Source organism: Flavobacterium sp. SH_e (assembly GCF_025717045.1).
In the GTDB taxonomy this organism is placed as follows: domain Bacteria; phylum Bacteroidota; class Bacteroidia; order Flavobacteriales; family Flavobacteriaceae; genus Flavobacterium.
Window position 1 is genome coordinate 852,353 of sequence record NZ_JAOVZN010000006.1, and the last position, 20,021, is coordinate 872,373.

10 protein-coding genes are annotated in these 20,021 nt (G+C 34.2%); 4 read left to right on the forward strand and 6 right to left on the reverse strand.

What is annotated here, in order from left to right; translation table 11 throughout:
• Positions 1 to 43: 43 nt before the first annotated feature.
• From OD917_RS14565 to porU, 5 genes are all read right to left on the reverse strand, one after another.
• On the reverse strand, positions 44 to 1,684 hold the full coding sequence (locus OD917_RS14565) for a pyruvate dehydrogenase complex dihydrolipoamide acetyltransferase (protein WP_263524170.1): 1,641 nt from the start codon (positions 1,682 to 1,684) through the stop codon (positions 44 to 46).
• A gap of 4 nt (positions 1,685 to 1,688) precedes the next feature.
• Positions 1,689 to 2,687 (reverse strand): pyruvate dehydrogenase (acetyl-transferring) E1 component subunit alpha, encoded by a 999-nt coding sequence (gene pdhA, locus OD917_RS14570; RefSeq protein ID WP_012023629.1) that lies wholly within the window; start codon positions 2,685 to 2,687, stop codon positions 1,689 to 1,691.
• A gap of 159 nt (positions 2,688 to 2,846) precedes the next feature.
• Positions 2,847 to 3,329, reverse strand: a complete 483-nt coding sequence (cdd, locus tag OD917_RS14575; RefSeq protein ID WP_263524171.1) for a cytidine deaminase — start codon at positions 3,327 to 3,329, stop codon at positions 2,847 to 2,849.
• A gap of 82 nt (positions 3,330 to 3,411) precedes the next feature.
• Entirely contained in the window at positions 3,412 to 4,617 is a 1,206-nt protein-coding gene (gene porV / locus OD917_RS14580) for a type IX secretion system outer membrane channel protein PorV (protein ID WP_111288151.1), read from the reverse strand.
• Positions 4,618 to 4,658: 41 nt separating this feature from the next.
• The gene (porU, locus tag OD917_RS14585) at positions 4,659 to 8,495 is read right to left on the reverse strand and encodes a type IX secretion system sortase PorU (RefSeq protein WP_263524172.1); all 3,837 of its coding nucleotides are present in this window, start codon (positions 8,493 to 8,495) and stop codon (positions 4,659 to 4,661) included.
• A gap of 212 nt (positions 8,496 to 8,707) precedes the next feature.
• Between porU and gldJ the strand changes: the two genes are divergently transcribed.
• Positions 8,708 to 10,393 carry a gliding motility lipoprotein GldJ gene (gldJ, locus tag OD917_RS14590; RefSeq protein WP_263524579.1) on the forward strand — a complete coding sequence of 562 codons (1,686 nt, stop codon included), beginning with the start codon at positions 8,708 to 8,710 and terminating at the stop codon, positions 10,391 to 10,393.
• Between the two features lie 117 nt (positions 10,394 to 10,510).
• Positions 10,511 to 11,797: a UDP-N-acetylmuramoyl-tripeptide--D-alanyl-D-alanine ligase gene (locus OD917_RS14595; RefSeq protein ID WP_263524173.1), complete on the forward strand. Its 1,287-nt coding sequence runs from the start codon at positions 10,511 to 10,513 to the stop codon at positions 11,795 to 11,797.
• A gap of 37 nt (positions 11,798 to 11,834) precedes the next feature.
• Here the strand turns inward: OD917_RS14595 and OD917_RS14600 are convergent, their stop codons facing one another.
• A complete protein-coding gene (locus OD917_RS14600) occupies positions 11,835 to 14,714 on the reverse strand; it encodes a triple tyrosine motif-containing protein (RefSeq protein WP_263524174.1) in 2,880 nt (959 codons plus the stop codon).
• Between the two features lie 344 nt (positions 14,715 to 15,058).
• Here OD917_RS14600 and OD917_RS14605 point away from each other — a divergent pair, with 344 nt between their 5' ends.
• Both OD917_RS14605 and OD917_RS14610 read left to right on the forward strand, forming a co-directional pair.
• Positions 15,059 to 18,283, forward strand: a complete 3,225-nt coding sequence (locus tag OD917_RS14605) for a SusC/RagA family TonB-linked outer membrane protein (RefSeq protein ID WP_263524175.1) — start codon at positions 15,059 to 15,061, stop codon at positions 18,281 to 18,283.
• A 16-nt stretch (positions 18,284 to 18,299) separates the two neighbouring features.
• The gene (locus tag OD917_RS14610; protein ID WP_263524176.1) at positions 18,300 to 20,006 is read left to right on the forward strand and encodes a RagB/SusD family nutrient uptake outer membrane protein; all 1,707 of its coding nucleotides are present in this window, start codon (positions 18,300 to 18,302) and stop codon (positions 20,004 to 20,006) included.
• Positions 20,007 to 20,021: the final 15 nt, after the last annotated feature.

The following is a 20,021-nucleotide window of genomic DNA, read 5'->3' on the forward strand; positions in this document are numbered from 1 at the left end:
TTGAATAAACAAAACGGGATTTAATTATAAAATTAACAACTAATTACGCCAACATTGTAACTGGGCTTTCGATGTATTGTTTTAATGTTTGTAAGAACTGAGCTCCAGTTGCACCGTCAATTGTTCTGTGGTCGCAAGCTAATGATAGCATCATTGTGTTTCCAACTACAATTTGACCGTTTTTAACTACTGGTTTCTCAACAATTGCACCTACAGAAAGGATTGCAGAGTTTGGCTGGTTGATAATTGAATTGAATTCAGTGATACCAAACATACCAAGGTTAGATACTGTGAAAGTACTTCCTTCCATTTCTTGTGGTCCTAATTTTTTGTTTTTAGCTCTTCCAGCAAGATCTCTTACTGAACCGCCAATTTGAGATAAACTCATAGCGTCAGTAAATTTCAATACAGGAACAACTAATCCGTCTTCAACAGCTACAGCAACACCAATGTTTACGTGGTGGTTGATGATGATAGCATCTTCTTTCCAAGTAGAGTTGATTTTTGGGTGTTTTTTCAATGCTAAAGCACAAGCTTTGATTACCATATCGTTGAAAGATACTTTTGTATCTGGAACGCTATTGATAGCAGCTCTAGCTTGCATAGCTTCGTCCATGCTTACTTCGATCACTAAGTTGTAGTGAGGCGCAGTGAATAAAGACTCAGAAAGACGTTTTGCAATGATTTTACGCATTTGAGAATTTTTGATCTCTTCTGTGTAAACTTCACCAGCAGGAACGAATACTTTTGGTGCAGTAGGAGCAGACGCTTCTTGTTTAGCAACAGGTGCTGAAGCAGCAGTTTGTGCCTGAGCAGATGGAGTAAAGTTTTCGATATCGCTTTTCACGATACGTCCATTTTCTCCAGATCCTTTAACTTGGCTTAATTGAATTCCTTTGTCAGAAGCGATTTTTTTAGCCAATGGAGAGGCTAAAATTCTTCCTCCATTTGAAGTTTCAGCAGCAGCTTCTGGTGCTTTTTCAGCAGTAGGAGCAGCTTTTTCTTCTGCAGCAGGAGCACTTGCGGGTGCAGCGCCTCCAGCAGTAAAGTTATCTGCAACTCCAGAAATGTCAGTTCCTGCAGGTCCGATGATAGCTAATAAGCTGTCAACAGGTGCAGTGTTTCCTTCTTGAATTCCGATGTATAATAATGTTCCAGCATTGAAAGACTCAAACTCCATAGTCGCTTTGTCTGTTTCAATTTCTGCTAAAATATCTCCTTCAGCTACTGTATCGCCAACTTTTTTCAACCAAGTTGCTACTGTACCTTCAGTCATTGTATCACTTAAACGTGGCATAGTTACTACTATAACACCTTTTGGTAATTCAGCTGCAGCTTTTGCAGGAGCAGCAGTTTCAGTTTTTGCTTCAGCAGCAGGAGCATCCGCTTTTGGAGCTTCGGCAGCAGGAGCATCACCACCAGCTAAAAGAGCAGAAATATCTTCTCCTTCTTTACCAATGATGGCTAATAAGCTGTCAACAGGAGCAGTTTCTCCAGCTTGAATTCCGATATGTAAAAGAGTTCCTTCGTTAAAAGATTCGAACTCCATTGTTGCTTTGTCTGTTTCAATTTCAGCTAAGATATCACCTTCGCTTACTTTGTCGCCTACTTTTTTAAGCCAAGTTGCTACCGTTCCTTCAGTCATAGTATCGCTCAAACGAGGCATTGTTACTTTAATCGCCATGATATTATAATTTATGAGGTGTAAATGGATAGTCTTCTTGTGCGTATACTACATCGTATAATTGTTGTAAGTCTGGGTATGGAGATTCTTCAGCGAATTTCGCACACTCTTCAACTAAGTCTTTAACTCTTTGGTCAATTACTTCAATTTCTTCAGCTGTAGCATATTTTTGATCCAAGATTACATCAAGAACTTGTGTAATTGGGTCGATTTTTTTGTACTCTTCAACCTCTTCTTTAGAACGGTATAATTGTGCATCAGACATAGAGTGTCCTCTGTAACGGTACGTTTTCATTTCAAGGAAAGTTGGTCCGTCTCCGCGACGCGCTCTTTCAATAGCTTCGTGCATTGCTTCAGCAACTTTTACAGGGTTCATTCCGTCAACAGGTCCGCAAGGCATTTCGTAACCTAAACCTAATTTCCAGATGTCAGTGTGGTTTGCAGTTCTTTCTACAGAAGTTCCCATTGCATAACCATTGTTTTCAACGATAAATACAACTGGAAGTTTCCATAACATAGCCATGTTGAAAGCTTCGTGAAGAGAACCTTGTCTAGCAGCACCGTCACCAAAGTAAGTCATGGTAACACCACCAGTGTTAAAATATTTATCTGCGAAAGCAATACCAGCTCCCACAGGAATTTGAGCACCTACGATTCCGTGTCCTCCGTAAAAACCGTGTTCTTTAGAGAAAATGTGCATAGAACCTCCCATACCTTTAGAAGTTCCTGTTGCTTTTCCTAAAAGTTCTGCCATTACGTTTCTAGGATCAACTCCCATACCAATTGGTTGAACGTGATTTCTGTAAGCAGTAATCATTTTATCTTTGGTCAAATCCATAGCGTGCAATGCACCTGCTAATACAGCTTCTTGACCATTATATAAGTGTAGAAAACCTCTAACTTTTTGTTGGATGTATAACGCTGCAAGTTTGTCTTCAAACTTTCTCCAAAGTAGCATGTCTTCATACCACTTTAAATATACCTCTTTTGTAACTTCTTTCATCTGAATTCTTTCTTTTGCTAAAGTTGTTTGTGTTATCGATTATTGTGCCTGTAACGCAAAATAGTTTCCTCCCACAAATTTGCGCCCGAAAGGTCGGGATGCAAAAATAAGACATTACATTTAAGAACTAAAATTAAAACGATACTTTTTGGCTTTTTTTTACAAGAACTTTTTATCAAACATCAATGGAAGCAAATTTTTTAAGGATGATGATTTGTAAACCTCACCTATTTCGCCCATAAAATAGATTTCTATCGGAGTGTCTTGTTTTATCTCATATTCTGCTATTGATTGTCGGCAAGATCCGCAAGGCGGAATAGGAGCTGTAGTCTGATTTGTGTCTGAAGCTGCCGTAATTGCCATTTTTAAAATTTTAGCTTCCGGATAGGCACTTCCTGCATAAAAAATTGCAGTTCGTTCGGCACAAAGTCCAGACGGATAAGCGGCATTTTCTTGGTTTGAACCCAAAATGATTTTTCCGTTATCTAAAAGCAAAGCGGCTCCAACTTTAAACTTAGAATATGGTGCATAAGCTTTTTTTCTAACTTCTATAGCTTGATTCATTAAGTCTTGAATTTCACTCGGAAGTTCATTTATAGTATCAAATATTGTAAATGATGTTGTTATATTGATTTCTTTCATCTGTTTTTAAGGGAAAAAAAATCCAAATTCCTAAAAAATGCAGGAATTTGGATTGAATTGTTTTTATTTTAATTTTTTCTCTTTAGTAAGTTTCGTATTTGTCTCCAAAGTTAAACGTTAAAGAGAAACGAAGTGTATTTTCTAAAGGGTTTTTTATTTTAGATGCTGAGAATAAATATGAAACATCTATTTTCATGATGTTGTATTTAAATCCTGCTCCTAAAGAGAAAAACTGTTTGGCACCTTTTTCTGGACTCTCGTGATAATAACCTAAACGCATCGCAAATGCATCTTGATACATATATTCTGCGGCAACACTATAGGTTACTTCTTTCATTTCTTCTTTAAATCCGCCTGGTGCATCGCCAAATGATTTAAACATTCCTTCAAACCAGCCAATATCATTGTACTTGTTATAGCCCGCTTGTGTAGCTTCAGTTTGAGTGATGTCTTCTGGATCATCATAATCTCCGTCACCATTTGCATCTACAGGCGTTCCAACACCTGGCGGAGTAGGAACTAAAAGTTTAGTAAGCTCAGCGCTTAAAGTAAGTTTGTTGTAATCATCAAAAATAAAATCAAATCCTCCTCCTAATCTTAAGTTGGCAGGAAGGAAGTTTGAACTTAAATCATCGTTGTCATAACTAATTTTTGGTCCCATGTTCTGGAAGTTAACACCCGCTCTCCATCGACCATTGAAATCTTGGTAAGCGATTTCTTCAGATTGATAAAAAGCAGCAACATCAACTGCAAAAGAATGTGCAGATGTTGCATCCACTTCTTCAGAAGCGACTTTTAAATTAGAGTTAATGAAACGTGCGGCAACTGCCATAGAAAACTCTTCACTTAGTTTAAGTGAATATGATCCGTCTAAAGCAAATTCATTCGGGTTTACTTCTCTTACTGCCTCATTTGGGTCTCCAGTGTATCTCAACTCAATTCCTCCAAAACCAAAATAACGGAAACTTCCGGCAAAAGCACTTCGCTCGTTGATTTTGTTGTAATAGGTCAATTGCCCTAAAGAAATGTCATTGGCAAGATCTGTTAAATAAGGTGTGTAACTAATAGAAAGCCCTTGTGCATCTTCAGAAAATGCATATTTTGCAGGATTCCATTGTTGTGAGAAAACGTCGGCAGAGGTTGCGACTCCTTGGTCTGCTAAACCTGCTGCTCTAGCATCTGCTGCTACTAGTAAAAAAGGTACTCCAGTAACAATTGGCCTTGATTCCTGAGCCCTTGAACTGTAGACGCTAAAAATGCAAATTAATAAAAGTGATAGTTTTTTCATTTATGGGACTAATGTTTTTGGTGGTGCAAATATAGATAATATTATAGGATGACAAGCTTTTCGTATTTTTCTGCTTTTTTATTTGTTAAATTTGATTTTACCGTGAGTTTGTAAATATATACTCCTTTTCCGATTCTGTCTCCAAAATCATCTTTTCCATCCCATGTTATATCTCTAGATAAAAAACCTTCTGTTGTAATCGTCTGATTCTTTGTCCAAACTACTTTTCCTGTAATTGTCATTACTTGTACTTGTACATCTAATGGTTCGTAAGGCTTATTGTGCGAAAACCAAAACTGAGTATAAGTAGAAAAAGGATTTGGATAATTAAGAACGTGTGATAATGTTAATGAATCGTCTCCTACAACAGTAAATTGAATCTCGCTTGTTACCGGATTGTTGTAAACATCCCAAGCGGTAAAACTTATCGTATGCAGCCCCGGGGCTAAATTTCTAAACGGGAAGCGTAAATTTCCATTGGTGTAATCATCTAATTTTGTCTGATAATAATCGTTCAATATATAAGGATTACTTACATCGCCATCTAGAATAGCTACAATATCATGCCCGATTCCACTTGCTGTATTAATTCCGTTTTCGTCTTCTAAGAAGGCTAAAAGAAATGGAGATTCGTTTGTAATCCCTCCAGATACAAAAGTTTCATCGTTCATATATAACTTAACTTTCGGACTTATATTGTCCTCGGGTGCATTTTCGTTAATTCCTCCAATTTTTATGATATTATTGTAGCCTGTTTGGTTTTCCAAAGCGTCACTTTTTTTCGAATAAAAGCTTATTCTTCCATTGTCAACAGGAACTCTAATGTCTCTAGGAACTACAAAACTAAATTCAAATTGTCCGTTGGTAACTGATGCATTTCCTCTAAAAATCGTTTCTCCAAGAGTTTTAAATTGCATTGCAGGACTATATCCATCATTATTTAAGGTAGAAGATGTAATCATTTTGTCGAAAATAGCAGTGGCTAATTCTCCATTATAATTGCTTAAAAGAGTATTATTTTCGTCTGTGATTTCTCCAGATATTTTAATTTTCGAAAGAGATTTTAAATCTGGAATTGCTTCCGAAATCACAATATCGTTTACTTTCGTTAAATTAATTCGCGGTTTTGGAATCGCTAACATCAAAGCTGGGTCTCCAATGTAAAAAATTACGTTGCTTGAAGAACTTGGGTTTTCATTTTTTGAAATTCTAAGTGTTTCGGCAATCGTATTATATTGATTCGAACCATAGGATAATAAGTTTTTGCTAAGACTGTCATTAAAATTTTCAGCATTAAATTGCCCGATAGCGCGAATGGTTGTAAGCATTGAAATTGCGCCTCCTGTTGGATTCCAAAAAGTATATTCTCCAGCGGTAGGTCTTGTTGGATCATCAAATCTTGAAAACTCGCAGGTTATGGTAATGAATAAAGGATATTTATATTGGTTGTTTAAATTTTGTCCATCCGATTTCTCCCAAATTCTTTCGCTGGCTAAACCATCTTCACCTCCATGGCCTAAATAATTAAAGACTAAAGCGCCTTTTTCAAAAGCTTCAAAAATATCTGTTCTGGCTTTAGGATATCGAGACCCTCCCGCTGATGCTTCTTGCGTATAAGCATCTAAAAATATTTTGTCAATATTAAAAAACGGTTTTTCAACAGCAATAAGATCTGCTAAAGTATTTTGGCGCGATTGTAACGTTACGTCAGAAGCTTGATCAGCGTCATCGCTTATTAAAACAAAATTATTACGCCAGTTCCCATACGATTTAGCATCATGATATTCTAAAACCTTATTTACCATTTCGCTTGCTTGCGCATTGTCTGAAACTAACATTCGGCCAACAGCAATGTCAATTCCGCCAAAAAACGAAATTATATTTCCTTCATCAGCATCCATTAAACCGAAAAAATCATCAGATGCAAAAGAAGATTCTCCAACGGTATTACTGTTTAAGGAATGATAAACAGGAACGATATTAGTATTGTTGGAAATTCGATCTTTATAATCGAAGGAAGCATCTCCGAATAAATTAACATATTTGATTCTTTTATCAGAAGAAGAAGCATTGTCGTAAATGTATTTAACGCAATTTCGAATTGCGGCGATATCTTGTTTTCCAGAAGAAAATTCTTCGTAGATATTTTCGAGTGTAATTACTTTAACGTTTAAACTAGAATTTGTGCGGTGAAAAGCTGCAAGTTTTTCGGCCTGAGAATATAAAGATTTAGGAGTTATTATGGCATAATCGACATCCTGAAAGCTGTTTTGACTGTTTTTTAAAAGTGTTCCTTTTAAATTCTGATTAGCAATTTTGGACTGGCTTTCTTTCGAAGGAGTGTAGTAATCTGAAGGATCGATTGCTATATATTTTCTGATTTCTCCTAAAGTAGCTTTAAAGCTAAAACTTGCTTGATTTGCATTTTCTACATTATATATATTATATAGGTCTGTAATATCCCAAATTTGCGTAATTGCAGATGCATTTCCGATGGTGTAATTTGCGATTCCCGCCACAGATCCAGCATCGTTATATTGAAATGCAAATTGTTTTCCTGTTCCTAGAAGTTTTCGCTTGGCTGTTAAATTAATATAATCTAAGTAGCCTTTTGAGCCAGGAACACCGTTATTATTATAGGTAAGTTTTATTTTGATATTGTCAGTTCCTGCAAAAGTAGTGTTTGAAGGCAGTTTTCCGTTGTAATATTTAGTGTCAGAAGTTGTTGTTAAGGCATTAAAATTAATAGCGCCAACATTTTGTCCGTTTGCAGAAACAGTAAAAGAGGTAGGCGTATAAGCTGCAGATGCGGCATTTACTTCGATTTTAACTGGAACTGAAGCGTCTAGGTTTGGAAAGCTAAATGAAAATTCCTGTTCTTGATTAATATCAAAAGATTCTCCAAGCCATTGTCTTCCTAAATGAGCAATGTTTGTGAGATCAGTTTCGTGTGATTGATAGTCATCAAACGTGTTGAGCTCTAAAGTTGTTGTTCCTGTTGGCTGATTTAAGTTAGAAATACGCTTTCCGTCGCCTCCAGTGGTTGTTACATAATAATATGACTTTGTAGCATAAAGATTTATATTGGTTTGGCTTTCACTATTCCAATTCTCCACTCCTTCGGCATAAAAAAGAATATAATCATCATTATTAAATACGCCGTCGCTTTCGCCAGAAATTAAAATTGCATTTTCTGTTAAATCTTCAGGATAATAAACGTTATTAGCTAAAGGAAGCATTCTTCCGCCATTTCCGTATATCTTTATTCTTCTCGGATCGACTTTAGAAGGGTCAAATCCAAGACTTTGCAAAAATGACTTCGAAATTTTATAAACACCTGACTTTTCAACATAAAAACGATACCAATCACCAGAAGATAAAACTGAATTTGATATAACTTTAGTTTTTTGATAGACAGAAGAACTGCTGCTTTTAGCTGTTGAATTATTTGATGAATAGGTAAAAGATTTTATCCTTTTAAAGCTGTTTCCTTCCTTTATGATAGGCGAAAGCAGTAAAAAAGTTTGCTGATTTCCTCTTGAAGATGCTGTTTTGAGAGCTTCGTTGGGCTTGTTGGGGATGTTGTTTTGACTTAAATCGCCAAGATCGGCTACTGAAATTTGCTCATACTGTACGTTCGAAATTTGTATTGAATTGGAGTTTCCAGAGACATTTTGATTGAGATTTATCATCAAGTTGATGCTCTTTTTCGAAGCATCAAAGCGAAAACCGTTGCCAGAAAAATACGGAATGATGAATTTTTGGTCTCCATAATTCATCTCTTTTTTTTCTTGCCAATTGATCGTAAAGCTCCCATTTATCTGGGAGAATGAGATAATTGGGAGCAAAAAAAGGTATGTAAATAGGACTTGTTTCATCACTTAAAAATAGGGTTTTAATTTAAAAATATTTTCTAAGTAAAAATATATTATTTCATGTTACAGTAAATAATAAAAAGTATATTTTTGCGTTCGTAACTAAAGGTTATTTTCTGGTAAAAAACAGTGAAATAAAATTATTAGAACAGATGTTGCTAATTAAATGTTAATTATTATATTGCAGCACCTAAATTTATCACCTAAGAATGAGTATGAAAGTAAACAAAATTGTAGTCTTGCAGTTAATGATGTCAATGGTATTGATGTTGGGCACGGCTAGTTGTAGCAAAAAATCGAGTTCGAGCCATGCTTCACGAGCAACTGGTTGGGATGTAGATAGTCAGAATGGAACTGCTGCTAGAAATGCAGGTAAAAAACAACAGGCTGGTCCTGGTTTAGTTTTTGTTGAAGGAGGTACGTTTACTATGGGTAAAGTACAGGATGATGTTATGCACGATTGGAATAACACACCAACTCAACAGCACGTTCAATCATTCTATATGGATGAAACCGAAGTTACGAATGGTATGTACCTAGAATACCTAGAGTGGTTGAAAAAGGTTTTCCCGCCAACAGAAGAAAATTACAAAAATATTTACGAAGGAGCATCGCCAGATACTCTTGTTTGGAGAAATCGTTTAGGATACAACGAAACGATGACTAATAACTATTTAAGACATCCGTCTTATGCTAACTATCCTGTAGTTGGTGTTAACTGGATTCAAGCAGTTGAATTTAGTAAATGGAGAACAGACCGTGTAAACGAGGCTGTTTTAGAGAAAAACGGATATCTTCAAAAAGGTGCTAAAACAAACGACGTTAATGCTGAGAATGCATTTAATACAGAAGGATATTTAATGTCTCCAAGTACTTCACGTGGTGGAAGCGAAGAGATTGTATTAAAGAAAAATCCAGGTGGAAAGCGACCAAAAGCTGGAAAAGATGGTGTAGTTCCTGAAGAAAAAAACGTATATGCACAACGTTCTTCTGGAGTTATTTTGCCTGAGTATAGACTTCCTACTGAAGCAGAATGGGAATATGCAGCAGCAGCTGACGTTGGGCAAAGAGAATATAACATCTACAAAGGTCAAAAGAAATATCCTTGGTCTGGAGATTATACACGTTCTAACAAACGTAAAAATAGAGGTGATCAATTGGCTAACTTTAAACAAGGAAACGGTGATTACGGTGGAATTGCAGGTTGGTCTGATGACGGAGCTGATATTACAAATGAAGTTAAAAGTTATGCTCCAAACGATTTCGGTCTTTATGATATGGCAGGAAACGTTGCAGAATGGGTAGCTGACGTTTACAGACCAATTATTGATAATGAAGCAAATGATTTCAACTACTATAGAGGAAACCAATATGCTAAAAACAAAATTGGTAAAGACGGTAAAATCGAAATTGTTACAACTGCTACTATTAAGTATGATACTTTAAGTAATGGTAAAGTTATCGCAAGAAATCTTCCAGGTGAAATTGCTCAAGTTCCAGTTGATGAGCAGGAAACATACTTGAGAACAAATTTCAGTACAAGTGACAACATCAACTATAGAGATGGTGACAAACAATCTTCAAGATATTTTGATTTTGGTGATTCAGAGTCTGGACCTAAAGCAGATCAGGCAATGTATAACTCTCCTAAACACAATATCACTACTGATAGTTTAGGAAAAATGATCAGAAAATATGATAACTCAAGTAAACGTACGACTTTAATTGATGATAAAGTAAGAGTTTACAAAGGAGGTTCTTGGAGAGATAGAGCTTATTGGCTAGACCCAGCTCAAAGAAGATACTTCCCTCAAGATATGGCAACTGATTACATTGGTTTCAGATGTGCAATGTCTAGAGTAGGTTCAAAATCTGAAAAGAGAAAATCTCCTAGAAACTAAAATTTAGGAATTCTAATATCAAAAATTCCAAATTCCAAAAGCTGAATATTCAGTCTGGAATTTGGAATTTTTTTATTGTTTTTTTTCTACTTTTATGATCTATTAAAAAAATTATAAATGAATATTCAAGACATTCATAACTTGTTTTTACAGTGCACTTCTCTTTCTATTGATACAAGAAAAATTGAGAAGAATTCAATGTTTTTTGCTATTAAAGGAGAGAATTTTGATGCAAACACATTTGCTAAAGAAGCTTTAGATTTAGGAGCTTTATTTGTTGTTATAGACAATGAATCTTATTTTATTGATGAAAGAACTGTTTTAGTAGAAAACAGCTTGCAAACGCTTCAGGAGTTAGCAAAGTTTCACAGGGCTTATTTAGGGCTTCCAATAGTTGCCTTAACGGGAAGTAATGGAAAAACGACAACAAAAGAATTGATTAATGTTGTATTGTCTAAAAAGTTTAAAACAAAAGCGACAATTGGTAACTTAAACAATCATATTGGCGTTCCATTAACGCTACTTTCTTTTAGCAAGGAAACAGAAATTGGAATTGTAGAAATGGGAGCAAATCATCAAAAGGAAATCCAATTTTTGTGTGAGATTGCGCAACCAGATTTTGGATATATTACCAACTTTGGAAAAGCTCATTTAGAAGGTTTTGGCGGTGTTGAGGGAGTTATTGCAGGGAAAAGTGAAATGTACCAATATCTTGCTGCAAAAAAGAAAACAGTTTTTGTAAATCTTGAAGATCCAATTCAGATTGAGAAATCAAAGGGGATTAAAGGATTCACTTTTGGTGTAAAAAAAGAAAACGCGGACTTAAATATTCAGACTATTACTGCAAATCCATTTGTAGCTATTGATTATAATAATTTTACAATTGAATCTCATTTAATTGGGCTTTACAATGCTAATAATATTAATGCGGCAACTGCGATTGGAAAGTATTTTGAGGTAAAAGAAAGTGATATAAAAGCTGCTATTGAGAATTATATTCCAGCGAACAATAGATCTCAGATGATGCAAAAAGGTTCTAATGAGATCATTTTAGATGCTTATAATGCTAATCCGAGTAGTATGGCTGTGGCGATTACTAATTTCCTACAATTGGATAAGAAGAATAAAATTATGATTCTTGGCGATATGTTCGAATTAGGAGATGAAAGTTTGTATGAGCATAAAGTAATAGTTGATTCATTAGTTAATCAAAGTCAATCTATTTGTTACTTAATCGGGAAATCGTTTTATGCTAACTCTGTTTCAGGTGAAAATATAAAGTTTTTCGAGACGTTTGATGCTTTTGCAGAATTCTTAAAAACATATAATTTTGATTCAAATACTATTCTGATAAAAGGTTCACGGGGCATGGCCTTAGAGCGAACTTTAGAATATATATCATAAAAAAGAAAGCCATTCAAATACTGAATGGCTTTCTTTTTTAAATACTCATTAAAAATCCGATTAGGTTTTCCTTTTTATTTAACCCTAATTTCTTTCTAAGACGGTAACGTGCTAATTCAACTCCTCCAGTCGAAATATTCATGATTTCGGCTATTTCTTTTGTCGACATATTCATTAATAAATAAGTTGACAAATCTAATTCTCTAGGAGAAATAGTAGGATATTGTCCTTTTAAACGTTTTAAGAATTCAAAGTGAACGTTTTTAATGTGTTTCTCCAAATCCTTCCAGCTCTTGTCTGTATTTACTTCCTTAACAATGCTTTTGTGCAATTTGCTAAATTCAGATTTAGTAGTTTCGTCTAAAATATTGGTGTCAATATCTTTCAGTTTATGGATGATTCCATTTAAAACTTTATTCTTTTTTACAACCTGTAATGAATTGTTTACTAGTTCTTTATCTTTTGCTAAGATCTTGATTTGAAGCTTGTCATTTTTTAGCTTTTCAATTTCTTTCTCTAAATCGTGTTGTTCGTGTCTGATTTTTGATTCCTTTTCAAGATACAACCTTCTTTGCTCAATGGTTTCATAATATCTGTTTTTTCTAATTTTAAGCTTGACTCTAACAGAAATTAGATAGGCACCAAGGAGAATAAGTATAATGTAGAATAAATAAGCTAAGAAGTGTCTGTACCACGGTGGAGAGACCGTAAATTCAACTTCACTGATATCTGACTCTATGCCATAACTGTTTCTTACTTTTAGTTTCATCACATAATTTCCTTCCCTCAGGTTGGTGTATTCCTTCATTGCTGTCGATGACCATCCGCGCCAATTTTCTTCAAAAGGTTCTAGCTTATAAGAATACATTACATTTTCCTGGTTTTCGTATGTTGGAGATGCGAAAGTAAATTTCACACGATTGTATTTGTATGGTATGCTATAAGACTCTAGTTTGTGAGCTAAATTGCCTGTCAAGATAGTGTCTTCTGGATACGAAAAGCTTTCAATAAAAGCTTTTGGTTTCGTCATAAAAGTGTTTGGTATTGTTGAGTTGTAGTGTGCTAAACGATCTGTTAATCCAATAAAAATATTTTGAGGGTCAATTGTATTTACAGAAATATAGTTGTTTACCAAATTTCCAGTTAAATTAGAAAATATTGACTGTTTTTTTGTGTAACTTCCGTTTCTGTTTTTTACTAATACTCCTAAAGACTCATTAAAAACATACCACAAGTTTCCTGAAGGATCTTCAATTAATGTATTAATGGTTGGAATTCCATTAAACAGTTTTGTTATTTTTTTATCTTCAAAAAAAGCTTCCTGTTCAACTGAATATCTGAAAAAGTGATTTTGTGCTTGAATATACACTTTACCATTGATGTTTTGCAAGCTGTTAATGCCTTTATATTTGTCTGATATGTTGATGTGTTTTTTAATAAAATCAAAGCGCTGTAAATCTTCAGACAGTTTTACCTGATATAAAAACGGATTTTTCTTTAACCATAAATAATTTTCATCTATTTCTACAGAAAAATTATTGGTAGTTTCATCAAATCCTTTTACTTGATGCAAATAATCATATCCAGAAGCAGATTTTTTGAAAACTGAAAATCCATTATAGCTTTCACCTATTATATAGTTTTCATGATCTGGTATTTTTTTAAATCCGAAATATCCTCTTGTATCTAATATTTTAGAAACCCTATTGTTTTCTATAATCAATGCTCCACTATTGCTAGCACATATTAATACATTATTTAAAACTTGAATATTCCAAACTTGAGAGATTGTTCCTTCTACTCTCATAAACGGACTATCTTTAAATGATGCTCCCCAAGGATGATAAAATAATCCTTGGTTTGTGGCTACATAAAGATTTCCATTGTGGGTTGTTGAAGCGTAAACTGTTCCTATATTATAGCTATAATCAAAATAAGAAAAAGGCGAATTTTCGTTTATGAAAGTAATTCCATTGTCAAGTCCCAGCCATATATTATTTTTATTGTCTACAAATGAGGCTAATATTGTATTATTCTGAATACCTTTTTGTCTGTTTAAATGTTGGATAATTTTTCCGTTTAAATCACAGATAATAGCTCCATCTAATACGGAGTTAAGGATTATGAATTTGTTTTTAATAATCGAACCTCCTAAAGAAGTGTTTTTCTTGATAAACTCATTGGCTTCTGTCGCCCACGGCTTAATAATGCCATTTTCTGCGACAAACAACCCTTTTTCCAGAGTTGCATACAAAACTCGATTGTTTGATAGAGGAAAAAGAGACCATATTTCTTTATCATTGAAAAAAGTAGTTTCTGGTATAGCAGTTAGTTTTCTGTTTTTATATTCTAGAACACCTAGGGTTTTGTCTTGAAAATAAAGACGATTGTTTACTAAAAACGAAAATTGAAACTTGTGTGGAGCTGTTAGTGTAGTAACTTTTTCATTTTTTAGAAAAAATACTTTGCTAAAAGATTGAAAGATTACTTCTCCTTTAAAAATATGGATTCTCCAGATTAGATTTATGTTTTCTTTGTCTATTGGACTCAATAAATTATATAAAGAATGGTATTTTAATATTCCTTTTTCATCATTTTTAAAATACCCGAATTCGTTATTTCCACCGACAAATATCCTTCCTAAAGCATCAATTTTTAAACTTCTAATCTCTGATTTGTTCGGTAAAGAGTATTTATGCCAGTTTGAACCATCAAATTGGATCAAACCACTATTGTTTGCAAAGTATATATTTCCGTTTTTATCTTGATCAATACTCCAGTTTTGAGTTCCACCTTTATATTCTGATCTTTTATAGTTTTTAATATCTGGAATTCCAATGTTTTTTACCTGCGAAAAACTTGCATTTTGTATGAAAAATAGTAAAATAAATGCAAAAGCTCTAACTATGAATTTCATAAAATTTTAAATGTATTTTTATTAGAAATGCTTTAAATTGAGTTTAAATTGTTGATTTATCAATCGGAATAAATCTTATTTTTTAAATTATTTTTAATTTACAACGTAATAGTTGTTGTTAATCTAATGTAATATACGTTTTTTTTAATTAACATTTTTATAACAAAATATTATCAAAGCTAAAATACAGTAAATTAATTAATTAAAAAAAAAATGTTGTGTTTTTGTAGTGTGTTAAGTTTTAGTTTGAAGTGTTTTTGTAGGGAATTTTAATCTCACATTATTAAAATTTAACATTATAATTGCATTAAATTACTAATTAATTAACCAAAATTTTTAGAAAAATGAAATTGACAAAATTACTTATTTTTTGTGTTTCGTCTTTGCTGTTTTCAGCTGTTGCATTTGCTCAGGATGTGACAGTAAATGGAACCATAAATGATGAAAGTGGATTACCCGTCCCAGGAGCGACGGTTTTAGTAAAAGGAACGAATAAAGCTACTGCATCTGACTTTGATGGGAAATTTCAGATTAGTGCTCCTTCAAATGGGGTCTTAGTTATTAGTTTCGTTGGTTTTAACACACTAAATGAGGCTATTAATGGAAGGACAAAGATGAATGTGCTTCTTACTGCAACATCTCAAAACTTGAATGAAGTTGTTGTAGTAGGTTATGGTACTCAGAAAAAAGGTCTCATTACTGGTGCTTCAACAAATCTTAAAGGAGAAACGATTAAGGAGTTAAATACAGGATCTGCTATGGAGGCACTTCAAGGTATTGCTCCCGGTATTAGTATTACAAGAACAAATGGTTCGCCTGGGGCTGGTACTAAGGTAACTATTCGTGGATTGGGTACGAATGGTAACTCAAATCCGTTGTACATTGTTGATGGTATTTCTGTTGGTAATATTGATTATTTGAGCCCTTCAGATATTGAATCTATTGACATATTGAAAGATGCGGCTTCTGCAGCTATTTATGGATCGAGAGCGGCTAATGGAGTTGTATTGGTTACGACAGTAAAAGGTAAAAAAGGAAGAGCTGCAAGAATTAGTTATGACAGTTATTTTGGTATTCAAAATATCTATAAAAACTTAGATCCTTTGAATGCGCAAGAGTATATGTACATTATTGATGAGGGAAGAGTAAATGATGGATTGCCTCGTCAAGATTGGCAAAAACTTTTGACTAATAATTCATGGTTAAACACTCAATTTCCTGGCGCTGGTACTCAATTAGGAAATGAAATTTGGCAGAAATTACAAAATGGATGGACGGGGACAAATTGGATTAATGAAATGAGTAAAAAAGATGCTCCAATCATGAATCACTCTCTTAACATTACTGGAGGTAGCGAAGATATAACTTACGCTTTTGGAGTTTCTTACTTTGAGCAAGATGGTATTATTGGTGGAGATTTAGTAGATGCAGGTTTTAAAAGACTTACAGCCAGATTAAATACTCAAATGGTTCTTAAAAAGAACGATAGCCATAGCATCATTACTGTCGGAGAAAATGTTACTTACACTAATTCTCAAAATAGAGGAGTTTCTAATGGTAATATTTATGGAAATGATTTGCATAATGCATTAACTGCAAATCCTTTACAGCCAGCTTATTGGCAGACTTCAATTGACAGAAATATTGATAAATTTGGTTTTACTCCAACTTTAGATGGTATTTCTACAGGACAAACAAATCCTTTAGCAGTAATGTTTTATAGAAGTAATTATAACTATCCAAAAGATAATAGAATTACAGGAAATGCTTTCTTAGAAATTGAACCAGTTAAAGATTTGAAATTTAGAACAGTTTATGGTATTGATTCTTGGTTTGGATATGGTAGATCTATGAACCCAACATATAATTTGGGTGTTCTTTATCAAGATTATATCAATGGTGCGTCTCAGTATTCTTATATTGGAGCTAATTCAACTTGGACAAATACAGTTTCTTATAAAAAACAATTTGGGAATCATAACATTTCTGCTGTTGCAGGAACTGAGTTAATTCAATATTTGGTGAACAACAATGTTAGTGGTTCTAGAAACAACTTAACATTTGGTGAAGATCCACAATATGCTTACTTAAACAACACAGCTCCAAAAACAATTAATGATATTGGAACTAATGGAATGGACACTTCAGCTGGTGGAGGTGGTATTATGTCTTATTTTGCTAGAGCACAATACGATTATAAAGAAAAATATCTTCTTTCAGGTACAATACGTGCCGATGGTTCTTCTAACTTCGCTGAAGGAAAAAGATGGGGTTATTTCCCTTCTGTTTCTGCTGGTTGGGTAGTTACAAAAGAAGATTTTATGGATAGCTCTTCAAAATGGCTCAATTCATTAAAATTGAGAGGAAGCTGGGGGCAAAATGGTAACCAAGATATTCCTAACTTTTATTACTCTTCAAATATTGCGTATGTTTTTCCAGGATACTTTTTTGGAGATACAAAACCAGTTTCTGGAACTACAGCTTATCCAGCTAGAGTTACCAACCCAGATTTAACTTGGGAAACATCAGAGCAATTAGATTTCGGTCTTGATGCAAGTTTCTTTGATTCAAGATTAAATGTGACTTTAGATTGGTATAATAAAACCACTAAAGACTGGTTAGTTCTAGCAGCAGGAAGAGGAACAGACGGTGCCGCACCTCCTTATTTTAATGGTGGAGATATCGAAAACAAAGGTTTTGAGTTTTCTGTAAATTGGAATGATAAAATTGGAGGCTTTAAATATGGAGCTACTGTAAGCGGTGCATTCAATAAAAATAAAGTTACTAGAATTGCAAATGCTGACGGAATATTACATGGTCCTTCTAACGTATTGTCTCAAGGAACTGGAGAAATTTCAAGAGGTCAGGTAGGTTTCCCATTAGGTTATTTCTACGGCTTTAAAACGGCAGGAATTTTACAAAATCAACAAGAAGTTAATGAATATGTTGGTCCAAACGGGCAACCTTATTTTAGCGATCAACGTCCTGGAGATGTTCGTTTTGTTGACCAAAATAATGACGGTGTTATCGACGAAAGCGATAAAGTTTACTTAGGAAATCCAAATCCAGATTTTGAATTAGGTATTCAGTTAAATTTTGAATACAAAAATGTTTACTTGAACACTACTATGGCTGGTAAATTTGGTATGCAAGTTATGCAGTCATATAGATCTTTTGCAGATAGTCCTGCTCAAAATTATACTTCTGATGTTTTTGATCGTTGGCATGGAGAAGGTACATCTACTAAAATGCCTAGATTAAGTGCCACTTCAAACAGAAACAGCAATTACGTATCAGATATTTATATGCAAAATGCAGATTATTTGAGAATAAACAACTTAACGTTAGGTTATAATTTCAACGAAATATTTAAAGATTTCAAGTTCATCTCAAATCTTAAATTTTATGTTGCAGTAAATAACCTATATACATTTACTAAATATGATGGTATGGATCCAGAAGTTCGTTGGTCAGGAGATAATACAAATGCTCCATGGGCTTCAGGAATTGATTTAGGTTTGTATCCACAAGCTAGAACGGTGATGTTTGGTTTAAGTGCTGATTTTTAATATAAATACAATTACAATGAAAAAAATAAAATATTTAGTAGCGATTTCGGCTGTATTTATTGTAGCGAGCTGTGATGATTATCTTGATACTGATAATTTGACAGAGAAGAGTTTAGAGAATTTTTACAAGACACCTCAAGATATTGAAGAAGCAACTGCTGGAGTTTACAATGCTATTTATACAAATAATGTGCATAGTGAGGAACAGATTGCAGCCAATCTTATGGATAATATGATGTTAGGAGGAGGAGGTCCTGATGATAAAACAGCTAAATGGGTTGATAATTTTGAAGATCCTGTAGATGATACCTATTTAGATATGTGGGTTCAATCTTATAGAGGTATTGCGAGAACAAATGCAATTATAGAGAAAACGCCTCTTGCAGATTTTAGCACTTATTTTAATACTCCTGCTGAAGCTGATCAATTTAAGCAACAAGCAATTGGAGAGGCTTATTTTATGAGAGCATTTTTCTACTTCAGATTAGCTAAGTTTTTTGGAGGAGTTCCATTAATCATAACTATTGATGGGAAAAAAGATGGCCCAAGAAATACTTACACTGAAACATTTGCACAGATTGCTTCAGATTTAAAAAAGGCGATCGAGACAATGCCAGCAACTCCTTTTACAAGTATTCCAACATCTAGATACGGTCATGCTAATAAATGGGTAGCAGAAGCTTATTTAGGACGTGTATTTTTGTTTTACACAGGTTATATGACAAATATGGAAAAACAAGCTACTGAGGAATTGCCTTTGGCAGAAGGAGGGTCTTTGAATGCAACACAAGTAGCAAGTTATTTAACTGACTGTATGACTAATAGTGGTCATGCTCTTGTACCTGATTTTAGAAACCTTTGGCCTTACTCTTATGTTAATAAAGCTTCTGGAAATAATGTTTTACCATGGGCTGCAACTGAAGGTTTATCATGGGTTGGACAAGATGGTATTAACCCAACATTTGGAACTGGAAATTTCGAGACAATGTTCGTTCAAAGATTCTCTTTTGGAGATTGGTCTTGGACAAATGGTAATATTTATACTAATAGATTATGTCTGTTCTCTGCATTACGTGGTAATTCATTAGTGCCATTTGGAGAAGGATGGGGCTGGTGTACAGTAAATCCAAGTTTATACAGTAATTGGGAAGAACGTGACCCAAGAAAAAGAGGTTCTATACTTGAAGTAGGTAAAGCAGATCAAGGAACAGCTGGTTACGCCCAAGATAAAGGAGATCATGAGACAGGATATTTCAATAAAAAATATATTTCTCTACAATACCCTAATGCAGGTGGAACTACTGTCGGAATGTTTGTTCAATTGTACAACTGGTCTAATACTGATATGCAATTAATGCATGCGCAAGATTTTATCTTTATGCGTTACGCAGATGTATTATTGATGCATTCTGAGATTACTAAAACAGCAGCAGGATTAAATGCAGTTAGAGCAAGAGCAAAACTGGACCCAGTTGGATATTCACTTGAAAACATTAAAGCAGAGCGTTTGCATGAATTTGCTTTCGAAGGATTGCACTGGTTTGATTTAATTCGTTGGGGAGACGTTGATAATGCATACAATAGTACGATTCCAGTTAGAAATTCAGGTACTGCAGCAAATTACAGCGTAAAATATAGACCAGAGACTAAAGGTTTGGTTTCTATGCCTGAAACAGAACTTAGACTATCAAATGGAGTTTATACACAAAATCCAGGGTGGTAAAATTTAACAATATTA

What these genes read in the sequence shown, in the direction of transcription:
- cdd (WP_263524171.1), bottom strand. Translation starts at nt 3,329, where the DNA reads ATGAAAGAAATCAATATAACAACATCATTTACAATATTTGATACTATA.
- pdhA (WP_012023629.1), bottom strand. Translation starts at nt 2,687, where the DNA reads ATGAAAGAAGTTACAAAAGAGGTATATTTAAAGTGGTATGAAGACATG.
- gldJ (WP_263524579.1), top strand. Translation starts at nt 8,708, where the DNA reads ATGAAAGTAAACAAAATTGTAGTCTTGCAGTTAATGATGTCAATGGTA.
- OD917_RS14600 (WP_263524174.1), bottom strand. Translation starts at nt 14,714, where the DNA reads ATGAAATTCATAGTTAGAGCTTTTGCATTTATTTTACTATTTTTCATA.
- OD917_RS14565 (WP_263524170.1), bottom strand. Translation starts at nt 1,684, where the DNA reads ATGGCGATTAAAGTAACAATGCCTCGTTTGAGCGATACTATGACTGAA.
- porU (WP_263524172.1), bottom strand. Translation starts at nt 8,495, where the DNA reads ATGAAACAAGTCCTATTTACATACCTTTTTTTGCTCCCAATTATCTCA.
- porV (WP_111288151.1), bottom strand. Translation starts at nt 4,617, where the DNA reads ATGAAAAAACTATCACTTTTATTAATTTGCATTTTTAGCGTCTACAGT.
- OD917_RS14605 (WP_263524175.1), top strand. Translation starts at nt 15,059, where the DNA reads ATGAAATTGACAAAATTACTTATTTTTTGTGTTTCGTCTTTGCTGTTT.
- OD917_RS14610 (WP_263524176.1), top strand. Translation starts at nt 18,300, where the DNA reads ATGAAAAAAATAAAATATTTAGTAGCGATTTCGGCTGTATTTATTGTA.
- OD917_RS14595 (WP_263524173.1), top strand. Translation starts at nt 10,511, where the DNA reads ATGAATATTCAAGACATTCATAACTTGTTTTTACAGTGCACTTCTCTT.